The following is a 13194-nucleotide window of genomic DNA, read 5'->3' as shown; positions in this document are numbered from 1 at the left end:
CCGACGGCAACGGCCGATAATGGAGTTCGGGGAGTTCGCCGACACGGCCGCGGAGATAGAGGAATTGAGTGCCGATAGCGACATCATCGATGCCGTCACCGACCTCCTCTCGTCGGCGAACGACGACCTCGAAGTACTGGGCCGGTTCGTGCAGGGACGGGTGTTCCCGGCGTGGGATTCCACGACGCTCGACATCGGGCCGAACCTGTGTTACACCGCCATCGCCCGCGCCGCGGGGCAGAACGTCTCGGCGGACGACGTGGAGGACCGCCTCGCCGAGATGGGCGATATCGGCGCGGTGGCGGCGAGTTACGAGTTCGGCGGCCAGCAGGGACTCGCCGCCTTCGGCGGGGGACGGGACGAACTGACCGTCGCGGAAGTCGCCACGGAACTCGACGCGTTGGCGAACGCCGAAGGGTCGGGCAGTCAGGACACGAAGATAGACATCCTGTTCGGGCTGTTCAACCGCACGGAATCGCACGAAGCGCGGTATCTGGCCCGTCTCGTCCTCTCGGAGATGCGAATCGGCGTCGGCGAGGGGACGGTTCGGGACGCCATCGCGGCGGCGTTCGACGTGCCGGTCGAGTCCGTCCAGCGGGCATTGCAGGTGTCGAACGACTACGGGTGGGTCGCCCGCGTAGCCGAATCGGAGGGCGAAGACGGGTTGGACGAACTGCAACTCGAAGTCGGCAGGCCGGTGCAGGCGATGCTGGCGCAAGCGGGCACCGTCACGGACGCGCTGGAGGACTGGGAGGAGGCGGGCGTCGAGTGGAAGTTCGACGGCGCGCGGGTGCAACTCCACTACGACGGCGAGGACGTCCGAATCTTCTCGCGGAACATGGAGGACGTGACTGACCCGCTGCCGGAAATCGTCGAGTACGCCGAGGAGAACCTCGCCGCACCGGCCATCGTGGACGGCGAAGTCGTGGCGATGGACGACGGCGAACCCCTCCCGTTTCAGGAGGTGCTCCGGCGGTTCCGCCGCAAGCACGACGTGGCCCGCGCCCGAGAGGAAGTCGCTGTCGAACTCCGGGCGTTCGACTGCCTGCACGCCGACGGAGAGGACCTGCTCACCGCGCCGCTCGCCGAGCGCCACGACCGACTGCGGGAGATTCTGTCCGGAGGCGTGTCCGCGCTGACCGTCACGGGCGACGAGGACGACATCGCCGACATCGAGGCCAATGCGCTCGACGCGGGCCACGAGGGAATCATGCTCAAGGACCCCGACTCGACCTACTCGCCGGGGCGCCGCGGGAAGAACTGGCGGAAACGGAAACCCGACGTGGAGACGGTCGACCTTGTTGTGACAGGCGCGGAGTGGGGCGAGGGCCGCCGGGCGAGTTTCCTCGGGACATTCCTGCTCTCCGCGCGGACCGAGGACGGCGACTTCGAAACCCTCGGCAAGGTGGCGACGGGCATCACGGACGAGGAGTTGGCCGAACTGACCGAACTGCTCGAACCTCACATCGCCACGCAAGACGGCCAAACGGTCGAAATATCTCCGGCAGTCGTTTTCGAAGTGGGCTACGAGGAGATACAGGAGTCGCCGACTTACTCGTCCGGATTCGCCCTCCGATTTCCCCGATTCCTCGGCGTGCGCGACGACAAGACGCCGGAGAGCGCCGACTCGCTGGAACGAATCGAACGCCTCGCGGCGATGCAGTAGACGAGCGAGTCGGCGGTCGCTCGCGGTTTTCCCCCCTTTTCGGGCGAAATGATTACTTCCTCACGCTACTAGCACGCGAACGATGCTCGACTGGCGTGAGCGAGCGCGGGAACTCGAACAGGGGTCACGGCGCTGGCGATTGCGGGTCGCGACCCTCGGACGCCGTGGTATTCGAAGGCCGTCGTTCTCGCCACGGTCGGACTTGCGGTGAGTCCCATCGACCCGATTCCCGACTTCATTCCGATCCTCGGCTACGTCGACGACATGGTGTTCGTACCCGTCGGCGTGTTCCTCGCCCGACACGGGATTCCCGACGACGCGATGGCGGACGCGCGAGCGGAAGCGGGAAACCGGATGGAAGGCGACGGCGTGGTGGGATGGGCTATCGCCGCGGTGATTCTCCTCTGTTGGGTCGCGGTCGGACTCCGGCTCCGATACGCCGTCGTCCGATTCGGCCGCCACCCGAACGCTTTTCTTCCAAACCCACCCTATCGAAACGCATGACGGTTCGACACGACGACGTGACGGTGGAGTGGTTCGGCTACGCGACCGTGCGCCTCGAAACCGCGGACGGCTTCGTCGCGTACATCGACCCCGGACGGTACGGCGTGCTGACGGGCGAGTGGGAACCGGACAGCCCCGACGCGGCACACCCCGACCCGGTGGACTACCGCGCGGCGGACGGCGACGCGGTGTTCGTCACCCACGACCACCACTACGATTCGGACGGTATCGAGCGCGTCGCGGGCGAGGACGCCACGGTCGTCGTCTACGAGGGCGTGGACGCGGACGCTATCGGTCGGGACGTGATCCCGCCGTCCGAATTACCCTACGACGTAGTGCGAATCGGCGAGGAGGACCATCTGACGGTCGGCGACTGTGACGCGTGGTCGATTCCGGGATACAACGAGGAGGACGGCCCGCACACCGGGGACGGCGGCGAGCCGTTCCACCCGAAGGGATTCGGCATCGGCTACCTGCTCTCGCTCGACGGGACGACCGTCTTCTGGCCGGGCGACTCCGACGCGCTCTCGGGCCACCGGGCGCTCGACGTGGACGTCTTCCTCCCGCCCATCGGCGGCAGTTTCACCATGGACCGGCGCGAGGCGGCCGCGTTGGCCGCCGACCTCGACCCGGCCCTCGTGGTGCCGATTCATTACGACACGTTCGACGCACTCGAAACCGATTCGTCCGCGTTCGCGGAGGACGTCGAGAACAGGGGTATCGCGGTCGCGCTGGACGAGCACTGAAAATCGGAACGGGGATTCGTTCATCGATTCGAACCGTTCACTTCAACACAATCTTCTTGCCCCGCGGCCGAGATGGTTCTCCCATGCGTCCCCACGGAACCTCCAACTTCTGTTCGCAGTGCGGTTCGGCGCTCTCCCCCGGCGATTCGTTCTGTTCGCAATGCGGGAGTGCGGTCGGAGCGGCGGGTGACGGTCGCCGCTACACACACGGTGCGGGCACCCGCCATCCGCAGGACCCCGAATTTCGCCGCCGGGTCGAAGACCTCACGGTCGAAGGGTGGGACGTGAAACACGATTACGGCGAGCGCGTGGTGATGGTGAACCGCGGGTTCGGGTCGATTCCCCTCCACATCCTCCTGCTCATGTCCACCAGCGGCGTCGGCAACCTGCTCTACGCGTGGTACTGTTACTCGCCGGGCGCGGATAGAATCGAACTGCGTGCGGACGGCTCGGAGGAGTACTTCGAAAACGAGGGCGTTTCGACCGGCTGGTCGGCGAAAAGCGCCATCGGGTTCCTCGTGAGTTCCTTTTTCGGCGTGTTCGCCGCCATTGTCGGCGTCGTCATCCTCTGGACGACGATGGGGCTGCTCTCGACCGGCGTGGGACTCGCGTTCCTCGTCTTGGCCGCCACGTCGCTCTCGCTCGCTCCGCAGTTCGTCCCCGGATTCAAATCGCCGACGACGTTCGGCCGAGTCCGTTCGACGGACGAAAAGACGGTCTTCGGACCGGCTACGCCCTGTTCCGTCTGTGCCGAACCGGTCGGAAACGGCGTCAAGCGAACCTACCACGAACGCACGTACGTCGCCGGAATCCCGGTGCGGACGGTCAACGAGGGCGACAACCACTACTGTCGCTCGTGCGCTCGCGGGGACTTCGAGTCCGGAGGTGCCGGAGTCAAAGCCGACGCTACCGGGACCGCCGAAACCGAATTCGTCTGAGCGGGGTCAGTCCGACAGGCCGCCGTCCAGCGCATCGACGACTGCAAGCGCGGCGAGGCCGACACCGACCACGCCCGCGAGTCGAGCCAGAAACGGGTTCGAGACCCGTACCGAATACGTGGTCAACACCCAGACCACACCGCAAATCATCGCGCCGACGCCGGTCAGTTTCAGGTTCAGCCCATTCGGCATGCGCGTTTCGTACGAACCGACCATTGATGAGACTATCTACTCGTCACGCGAAAGAATTCTCTCGACGGGGGAATCCGGAAAAAGCGACCGTCGGTTCAGATGATACCCATGTCCGAGAGCCGCTCGGGGAGGTAGGTGTCGGTCACGAAGTCGAGTCCGTGGGAGGCGAGCGCCTGCTGTTCGGACTTCTTCTCGATATCGAGTTGGAGTTCTATCTGCTCTTCCCAGTAGTCGGTCTGATAGCGAGGGTCTTCGAGTTCGCTTTCGAGCGCGTTCTTGTCGGAATCGCTCAGCGGGTCGGTCGGGAGGTCGTACTCCACGATGTCCTTCGGCTGGATGCCGATGAACTTCGCCTCGGGCGTGGCGAGGTAATCGCTCAGGTGCGCGCTCTTGATGGACCCGTAGGCGACGGACCCGTAGATGCGGTAACTCCACGGGTCACCGTCGGTGAAGACCGTGACCGGCAGGTCGAGTTCCTCGTGCAGTCGCTTCGTCAGGCGGCGGGTCGCCCGCGCGGGTTGGCCGCCGAGGTGGACGATGATGGTGTTGTACTCCTCGTCGAACCCGTTCTCGACGAGTCGGTCGCGCATCCCACCCGTCTCGACACAGAGGACGAAATCCGCGTCGTTGTCGAGGAACTCGATGGTGTCCGGGTTGTTCGGAATCTGATACCCGCCCTGTCCCACGTCGTCCTGGCAGTGAATCTCCCGGTCGCCCCGGTTGGTCTGCTCCCGGAGGAGCAGCGGACCCATCACCTTCGCGCCGGACTCCTCCGGTCGCATGTGGAAGTCCTCGCGGGTGACCTCCGAGACGATTTCCAAGTCCTCGATGAGCTGATTCGACTCGTCTTGGGTGGAAAACTGCGCTTCGTCGGCGTCCCACGACTCCGAGAGGTAGTACAACTCACGAAGGGTAGAAGAGCGGTCTTCCTCCAACTGATTCGTGAGGAAGTCGATGGTGTACACCGCTTTCAGTAGCTTTCTGGCCCCGCGGACGCTGTTCGCGCTCCGGGTACTCTTCCGGTCGCCGTACACCCACACGTTCGCGTCCTCGTCGTACTCGATGTTGCTCTTCGTCCGGGTCGGGATGGACATCTCGGGAATCTGCCCGCCCGCGAACTGGTCGTAGAACTCCGCGGCGAGGTCGATGAGTTTCGCTTGGGCGTCTGCGTTGTCGTTGTCTGCGCTCATGTGTTGTTGGTCAGTCGTTCGTCTTCGATTCCTTCGACGGTCACGGCGTCGAACGATACCTCTTCGGCGACGTGATATTCGAGAACGGATTCCTCACCGCTCCCGACGGTGGGTTCCCACGTCACAAACCACTCGCCGTCCATCTCGACGGCGCTCGCGCCGTCGGACAGGTTCTCGGGCTTGGTCGCCACGATGTCCGTCAGTTTCGGCGATTCGTTCGTCGAACCGTGGTTCTCCACGACGAGTTTCACGGTGTCCCCCTCGACCTCGCGCTCGACCAACACGTTGTTCATGATGCGCGCCAGCGAGTCGCCGATTTCGAGGTCCTCGCGGCCAGTCACGGCCGAGAGCTTCTCGGCCATTTCGGGCAAGATTGTGGCGATGACGTTCTGTTTCTTCTGGCGCTTCTTGAGCGACTGGCGCTTGTTGAGGTAGGATTTGAGTTCGCGGGCCGCCTCCCGAATCGCAAGTTCGATTTCGTCTTCGATTTCGGGGACGTTCGCGATTGCGTCCTTCGACTCGCTCGTGAACGGGACGTTCGTGGACGCCACGTGGACCATGATGACGACCGGGCCGTTCGGGACGCCGCGGCCGCCGGGTTGGTCGAGGTTGTAGTTGCGCCAGCCGATGGATTTCACCACGTCCGTCGTCGCGCAGGCGCCGCGCTGGTAGACCAGCGGGACGCGGTTCGCAAAGCGGAGCAGTTCGGCGGACCCCTCGGCCTGTAGGTCGCCGCCGTAGGCGATTCCGGCCTCCACGATGAACGGGTCACCGCCGTGAACGTCGGCGTCGCGGGTCGCGGCCGCGTAGAAGTCCGCGTCGTACTCCTTTCGGAGTCCGGCCTCCACGAGGTCGGCGGTGATGGGCGACAGGCAGTTGGTCGGCGGCGAGATGATGTCCGTCTCCTTCATCGCGTCGAGGAGTTCGCTCGCGATATCGCGGCTGTCCCCCACTTCGCGGACCTTCGGCACGTCGTCGGGAACCGTCACCATCGAGTCCCAGATGGCATCGGCGACGTTCTCGCGGGCCGTCTCTCCGATGGTCGCGTCCTCGCGCTCCTCGGTCATGTCGGCCGCACGGCCGACGTATTCTTCGAGCCGTTTTTCGGTCGCGCGGTCGCGGCCGTCCTCGTTCTCGAACTTCGCGGCGATTCGCTCCGCGAGGGCGCGAACCGTCTCGTCGTCTTTCCGGACGCTCGTCGCGTCGTCCACGAGTTCGTACAGGTCCGTCACGCGGTCGTCGGTGACCGCGGCCCACGCCGCATCGAGGGCGTTTTCCTGCACCGTCGCGCCGAACGAGGTTCCGAACTCCGCCTCGATTTCGTCGGCGGCGACGGCGATGATCGCCCGCAGTTGGTGGTGCGAGATTCGGTCGCTCTCGGCGGCCTTCTCCGCGACCGCGGCCGCGAAGGCGTCGGTCGCCTCGGCACCCTTGTTCGCCACCGCGTCCTCGACGGCCGACTCGATGTCGACCTTCTCGTGTGCTTGGGGCGCTCGCCACGCGGCTTCCCGGCCGAAGTGCCGGTCGCGGAAGTTCTCGATGACGTTCTCGGACGTCTTCTTTCCGACGCGGGTGAACTCCTCCTGCAGGAACCCGGAAATACTGTGCGAGTCGGTGCTCCCGAGCATCTTCAGGAGCGTCCCGAGCTCGACGCCGTGCGGGTGCGGGCGAATCTCCTCGGTTTCGGCGGGGAGGCTCGCGCCGTCGGCCCGTTCGAACACCATCTCTTCGCCGTCTTCCATTCCCGGTTCCTCGAAGACGATTTTCGCGTGCGGGTTGACGACGGCGGTGTGTTTGATGTACCGGATGAGCTGCTGGCGGGCGCGCATGTTCGCCTCCATTTCGAGTTCGATGCGCGTGCCGTGGGTCCCGACGAGTTCCCTGCCGACCGGCGGCGTGTCGGATTCGGACTGAATCTCGGGCTCGTTCTCGTCGGTGTCGATGATGAGTTCGAAGTAGCGCTGTCGGTCGCTTCCCTTCGGCTTGCTCGTGATTTTGGCGGGCTTCCCGCTCGTCAGCTGGGAGTAGAGGACGGCGGCGGAGATGCCGATACCCTGCTGCCCGCGCGACTGCTCGCGCTTGTGGAACCGCGACCCGTAGAGCAGTTTCCCGAACACTTTCGGAATCTGCTCGCGGGTAATCCCCGGCCCCTCATCCTCGACGATGAGGCGATAGTAGTCGCCGACTTCCTCGATTTTCACGCGGACGAACGGCTTCAATCGGGCTTCCTCGGAGGCGTCGAGGGCGTTGTCGACCGCCTCCTTGACGGCGGTGACCAACCCCCGGGCGCCGCTGTCGAAGCCGAGCATATGCTTGTTCTTCTCAAAGAACTCGGCGATGGAGATCTGTCGCTGGCTTTCGGCCAACTCTTCGGCGATCCCCTCGTCGCCGAGCGTAGACTGCATCGAAGGCATTCTTCGGACGTATTTATCGTCGGGGACGTTAAAACTGCGCCGATGGGGTGGAGTGAAAGTGAAAGTGAAGCCGACGCGCCGTCTCCATCCCGAATTCCCCTTTTGCCGATTTCGACACCGAGATTTCTCCCGCTCGAACCGCCGTGCGTCGGTTGGTTTTCTTCGAAGTATCTCAAATCGTCGTTTGAGTCATCGGTGTCGCTTTCCTTCCCGAACACGATGGTCGAAACATGAACCGACGACGATTCCTCGCCGCGGGATTGTCCGGCGTGAGCACGCTCGCGGGCTGTCTCGGCGGGTCGTCCGATACCGATTCGTCCTCGAGCGAATCGACGGGGACGACCGCCGAAACGCGAACCGCGACCGGAACGCGCACGACCGCCGAAACGCGAACCGCGACCGAATCCGGGTCGGAGGACGGCCCGAACCGAACGGTCACGGTCTCGGACGCGGGGACGCTCGAAGCGGGCGACGTCTCCGCCGCAATCGACCTCTCGAAGTCGGAAATAACCGCCGACCACACCGCGGAAGTGGTGTTCTCGCTCCGCAATCGAACGTCGGCGTCGGTCACGCTCTCGTACACGCTCCCGCGTGGATTGAACGTCGTCACGGGGTCGAAATCGAACGGCGACGCTCGTCTGTTGCTGGTCGGCGAGGGGGAAGGCTGGAACCGGACCGACGGCTGTTGGCAGCCCGACGCGCGGACGCTTGCGAGGGGAATGCCGGACGCGGAACGGTCGATTTCTCTCGCGGGTGGCGAAACGCGGCGGGAAACGTATCGACTGTGGAACCACCCGGAGAACGCGTCCTGTTTCCCCGCCGGGACGTACGAGTTCGCTCGCGCGTTTCGGCGAAACGACTCGGAATCGACGTGGCGGTTCGATCTTTCTCTCTCCTGACGAGGTGACATGAAAAAGAGCGGGTGGATGATTTTAATTCGCACCGCGCGCGCGTGCGTGACCTTTATCAGTGGTGCCTCCCTACTAAAAATCAGAATTTATGAGCGACGGAAATGAGTATAGCGCCGGGCAGATACAGGTTCTCGAAGGGCTCGAGGCCGTTCAAAAACGACCGGCAATGTATATCGGTTCTACCGACTCTCGTGGGTTACATCACCTCGTCTACGAAGTGGTGGACAACTCCATCGACGAGGCGTTAGCCGGTTACTGTGACAGTATCGACGTAACGATTCACGAAGATAACTCCGTGAGCATCGCGGACGACGGACGCGGGATTCCCGTAGACCGTCACGAGGAGTACGACATGCCCGCACTGGAGGTCATCCTGACCGTCCTCCACGCTGGCGGGAAGTTCGACAACAAGTCCTACCAAGTGTCCGGCGGTCTCCACGGCGTCGGTATCTCCGTGGTGAACGCTCTCTCGGAGGAGTTCGAAGTCGAGGTGAAACGCGACGGTGCCGTCTGGCGACAGACGTTCGAGCGCGGCAACCCGGCGGGGGAGATGGAGCGCGTTCGAGACATGCGCGACGACGAGGGAACCGGCACATACCAGCGGTTCTGGCCCGACACGGAAATCTTCGAGACGACGGAGTTCACCTACTCCACGCTCGAAAACCGCCTGCGAGAACTCGCCTTCCTCAATTCCGGCGTCGAAATCACGCTCGCCGACGAGCGCGACGAGGAGAAGGGCGATACGTTCCACTACGGCGGCGGCATCCGGGAGTTCGTCGAATATCTGAACGAGACGAAAACCGCTCTCCACAACGAGGTCATCTACTTCGAGGACGAGGACGATAACATCCAAGTCGAAGTGGCGATGCAGGCCACCGACGAGCTGCAGGGCTCGATTCACGCCTTCGCCAACAACATCAACACCCGCGAAGGTGGTACCCACCTGACCGGGTTCAAGACCGCCCTCACCCGCGTCGTCAACGACTACGCGAACGACAACGACATGCTGGGCGACCTCGACGAGAACCTCCGCGGCGAGGACATCCGCGAGGGGTTGACCGCGGTCATCTCGGTGAAACACCCGGACCCGCAGTTCGAGGGGCAGACCAAGACGAAACTCGGAAACAGCGAAGTCCGCGGTATCGTCGAAAGCGCGGTTCACGAGGGACTGTCGGTCTACTTCGAGGAACACCCGGACACCGCACGGGCCATCATCAGCAAGGCAGTCGAGGCCGCGAAGGCCCGGAAAGCCGCGAAGAAGGCGGAGGAACTCACGCGCCGGAAGAGCGCGCTCGAATCGAGCGCGCTCCCGGGCAAACTCGCCGACTGCCAGTCGCGCGACCCCACGAAGTCCGAACTGTTCGTGGTCGAGGGCGACTCGGCGGGTGGGTCCGCGAAGCAGGCTCGCGACCGCGAGTTCCAGGCCATCCTGCCGCTGTTCGGCAAGGTGCTGAACGTCGAGAAACACCGTCTCGACCGCGTGCTGGAGAACGAGAAGATTCGAAACTTCATCACCGCCATCGGCACCGGCGTCGGCGAGGAGTTCGACATCGACGACGCGCGCTATCACAAAATCATCATCATGACCGACGCGGACGTGGACGGAGCGCACATCCGAACGCTCTATCTGACGCTCCTCTACCGGTACATGCGACCGCTGTTGGAGGCGGGCTACGTGTACGCCGCCCAACCGCCGCTGTACCGCGTCCGCTACCGCGGCAAGACGTACGACGCGATGACCGAGGAGGAACGCGACGAAATCATCGAGGAGAAGTGCGACGGCAACCCCTCGCAAGTCCAGCGGTTCAAGGGACTCGGCGAGATGAACCCGGAGCAACTGTGGCAGACGACGATGAACCCCGAAAACCGCATCCTGAAGCAGATAACCATCGAGGACGCCGCGGCGGCGGACAAGATGTTCTCGGTGCTGATGGGTGACGCCGTCGGGCCGCGCAAACAGTTCATTCAGGACCACGCCACCGAAGCGGAGTGGGTCGATATATGAGTTCAGACACATCAGACCTCCCCGACGAAGTCGCGGAGAAGGTAAAGAGCGTCCGCGTCGAGGACGAGATGGAACAGAGCTACATCGACTACGCGATGTCCGTCATCGCGGGTCGCGCGCTCCCGGACGTGCGCGACGGGTTGAAGCCCGTGCACAAGCGCATCCTCTACGCGATGCACCGGTCGGGCGTGACGAGCAACGCGAGTCACCGCAAGTCCTCGAACATCGTCGGGGACACCATGGGCGACTTCCATCCGCACGGCGACCAGTCGATTTACGACGCGCTCGCCCGGATGGCACAGACGTTCTCCATGCGCTATCCCCTCATCGACGGACAGGGGAACTTCGGCAGCGTGGACGGCGACCCGCCAGCGGCGATGCGATACACCGAGGCGCGGATGGACTCGCTGTCCGAGGAGATGCTCGCCGACATCGAGATGGACACGGTGGACTTCAAGCCCAACTACGACGGGCGATTGGAGGAGCCGGAAGTCCTCCCGTCGGCGGTGCCGAACCTCCTCATCAACGGGTCGTCCGGTATCGCGGTCGGGATGTCCACGAACATCCCGCCGCACAACCTGGGAGAGGTCATCGACGCGACGGTCGAACTCATCGATAACCCGGACGCGACGGTCGAGGACCTGATGGAGTACGTCAAGGGACCGGACTTCCCGACCGGCGCGAACATCGTCGGACGAAACGCCATCCACCAGGCGTACAAAACCGGCCGGGGACGCCTCCGCGTCCGCGCCGAGTACGAGGTGCAGGACGACCGCATCGTCATCACCGAACTGCCGTTCCAGACGAACAAGGCGCGGCTCATCCAACGAATCGCCGACCACGTCAACGACGGCACCATCGAGGGAATCCGCGACCTGCGCGACGAATCCGACCGCGACGGGATTCGCGTCGTGGTGGAACTCAAGCAGAACGCGATTCCGGAGGTCGTCGAGAACCAACTGCTGAACCACCGCCTCGAACGGACGTTCAGCATCATCTCGCTGGCGCTGGTCGACGGCCAACCGAAAGTCCTGACTCTGAAGGAACTGCTTCAGCACTACTTGGACCACCGCCGCGACGTCGTTCGGCGACGAAGCGAGTTCGAACTCGACGAGGCGGAAGAACGGGCGCACATCCTCGAAGGCCGACTGCGCGCGCTCGACAACATCGACGACGTGGTCGAACTCATCCGCAACGCCGACGACCGCGACGGCGCTCGGTCGGGGCTCCAAGGAACGTTCGACTTCTCCGAGAAGCAGGCCGAACACATCGTTCGGATGCAACTCGGGAGTCTCACATCGCTCGAATCCGAGGAAATCGAGGCCGAATACGAGGACGTGACGGCGCGCATCGAACGCCTCGAAACCATCCTCGGCGACGAGTCGGAACTGCTGGGCGTCATCAAGGAGGAACTGCTGGAGATGAAGGAGAAGTACGCCGACGAACGGCGGACGAAAATCGTGGAGGACACCTCGGAAGTCACCCGCGAGGACCTCATCGCCGAGGAGGACGTGTTCGTCGTCGTCACCGAGCAGGATTACGTCAAGCGCATGCCCATCGAACAGTTCGACGCGCAGGGGCGCGGCGGCAAGGGTATCATCGGCGCGGACGTGAAGGAGGACGACACGGTTTCGAAGGTGTTCCGCGCGAACACGCACGACTACCTGCTTTGCTTCACGAACCACGGACAGGTCTATCGCCTGAAGACCTACGAGATACCCGAGATGTCGCGCACGGCGCGCGGCAAGTCGGCCGTCAACATCCTCGATTTGGACAAGGGCGAGGACATCACCGCCGTCATCACGACGGACGAGTTCGAGGAGGACGAGTCGCTGAGCATGGTCACCCAGCAGGGATACGTCAAGCGGACCGCCGCGAAGGAGTTCGAGAACATCCTCTCGACCGGCATCATCGCCGCCCGACTCGAAGACGGCGACAAACTCGTGGACGTGAAGGTGACGGACGGCACGAAGGACCTGCTCGTCTCCACCAAGAACGGGATGACGATCCGTTTCGACGAGACGGAGGCCCGCGAGATGGGTCGGAGCGCCCGCGGCGTTCACGGCATTCGACTGGACGACGACGAAGTCGTCGGCATGGTCGCGGCGAACGGCGACGTTGACGACCTCCTCACCGTCACCCGGCGCGGGTACGGAAAGCGGACGAAACTCACCGAGTACCGTTCCCAGTCCCGCAACGGGAAGGGACTCATCGACATCAAGACGGGCGACCGAAACGGCCACGTCACCGAGATAAAGACCGTCATCCAGGACGACCACCTCGTCCTGATGAGCGAGCGCGGCCAGATAATGCGCATCCGGGCGGAAGACATCTCGGAGGTCGGCCGGAACACCATGGGCGTCACCGTGATGGACGTAGACGAGGACGACCGCGTGGCGAGCGTGGACGTGATCCCCGCCGAAGCCGCGGAAGCGATCCCGGACGACGTCGAGACGGCCGAGGAATCGGAACCGGTCGCGGACGAGTAGCGACTCCCTGATTTTTCGGACACATTTTCTCAGGATTCGGGTCGTTCGTCAGCACGACCACCGAATTAGCGGAATTTTCGCGGCCGCCGAAATCGGAATCTTCACAGCCACCAAGGCTACGAAATCGACGCAACCGCTC

Annotated in this window: 10 protein-coding genes; 7 read left to right on the top strand and 3 right to left on the bottom strand. The window is 63.7% G+C overall.

Annotated elements, in window-relative coordinates:
- Positions 1–19: 19 nt before the first annotated feature.
- The 4 genes from ligA to V5735_RS01170 all read left to right on the top strand — a co-directional run bounded on the left by ligA (position 20) and on the right by V5735_RS01170 (position 3854).
- Complete coding sequence (ligA, locus tag V5735_RS01185; protein ID WP_423744690.1) at positions 20–1666, top strand: ATP-dependent DNA ligase LigA; 1647 nt, start codon at positions 20–22, stop codon at positions 1664–1666.
- 207 nt (positions 1667–1873) lie between these two features.
- Positions 1874–2170: a YkvA family protein gene (locus tag V5735_RS01180; protein WP_423744689.1), complete on the top strand. Its 297-nt coding sequence runs from the start codon at positions 1874–1876 to the stop codon at positions 2168–2170.
- Positions 2167–2916 carry an MBL fold metallo-hydrolase gene (locus V5735_RS01175; protein WP_423744688.1) on the top strand — a complete coding sequence of 250 codons (750 nt, stop codon included), beginning with the start codon at positions 2167–2169 and terminating at the stop codon, positions 2914–2916. The genes V5735_RS01180 and V5735_RS01175 overlap by 4 nt, the downstream gene beginning before the upstream one ends.
- A gap of 83 nt (positions 2917–2999) precedes the next feature.
- Entirely contained in the window at positions 3000–3854 is an 855-nt protein-coding gene (locus V5735_RS01170; RefSeq protein ID WP_423744687.1) for a zinc ribbon domain-containing protein, read from the top strand.
- A 6-nt stretch (positions 3855–3860) separates the two neighbouring features.
- Here V5735_RS01170 and V5735_RS01165 read toward each other — a convergent pair whose 3' ends face one another.
- The 3 genes from V5735_RS01165 to V5735_RS01155 form a co-directional block, all read right to left on the bottom strand.
- Complete coding sequence (locus tag V5735_RS01165) at positions 3861–4070, bottom strand: hypothetical protein (RefSeq protein WP_423744686.1); 210 nt, start codon at positions 4068–4070, stop codon at positions 3861–3863.
- A gap of 71 nt (positions 4071–4141) precedes the next feature.
- Positions 4142–5236: a DNA topoisomerase IV subunit A gene (locus V5735_RS01160; RefSeq protein WP_264780769.1), complete on the bottom strand. Its 1095-nt coding sequence runs from the start codon at positions 5234–5236 to the stop codon at positions 4142–4144.
- The gene (locus tag V5735_RS01155; RefSeq protein WP_423744685.1) at positions 5233–7650 is read right to left on the bottom strand and encodes a DNA topoisomerase VI subunit B; all 2418 of its coding nucleotides are present in this window, start codon (positions 7648–7650) and stop codon (positions 5233–5235) included. The genes V5735_RS01160 and V5735_RS01155 overlap by 4 nt, the downstream gene beginning before the upstream one ends.
- Before the next feature lie 230 nt (positions 7651–7880).
- Here V5735_RS01155 and V5735_RS01150 point away from each other — a divergent pair, with 230 nt between their 5' ends.
- From V5735_RS01150 to gyrA, 3 genes are all read left to right on the top strand, one after another.
- A complete protein-coding gene (locus tag V5735_RS01150) occupies positions 7881–8549 on the top strand; it encodes a hypothetical protein (RefSeq protein WP_423744684.1) in 669 nt (222 codons plus the stop codon).
- Between the two features lie 100 nt (positions 8550–8649).
- The gene (gene gyrB / locus V5735_RS01145; RefSeq protein ID WP_423744683.1) at positions 8650–10566 is read left to right on the top strand and encodes a DNA topoisomerase (ATP-hydrolyzing) subunit B; all 1917 of its coding nucleotides are present in this window, start codon (positions 8650–8652) and stop codon (positions 10564–10566) included.
- On the top strand, positions 10563–13055 hold the full coding sequence (gene gyrA, locus V5735_RS01140) for a DNA gyrase subunit A (protein ID WP_423744682.1): 2493 nt from the start codon (positions 10563–10565) through the stop codon (positions 13053–13055). The genes gyrB and gyrA overlap by 4 nt, the downstream gene beginning before the upstream one ends.
- Positions 13056–13194 lie beyond the last annotated feature (139 nt).

The sequence above is a fragment of the Haladaptatus sp. SPP-AMP-3 genome (assembly GCF_049568665.1).
Lineage (GTDB): Archaea > Halobacteriota > Halobacteria > Halobacteriales > Haladaptataceae > Haladaptatus > Haladaptatus paucihalophilus.
This window is presented reverse-complemented; position numbering and strand designations above follow the sequence as displayed.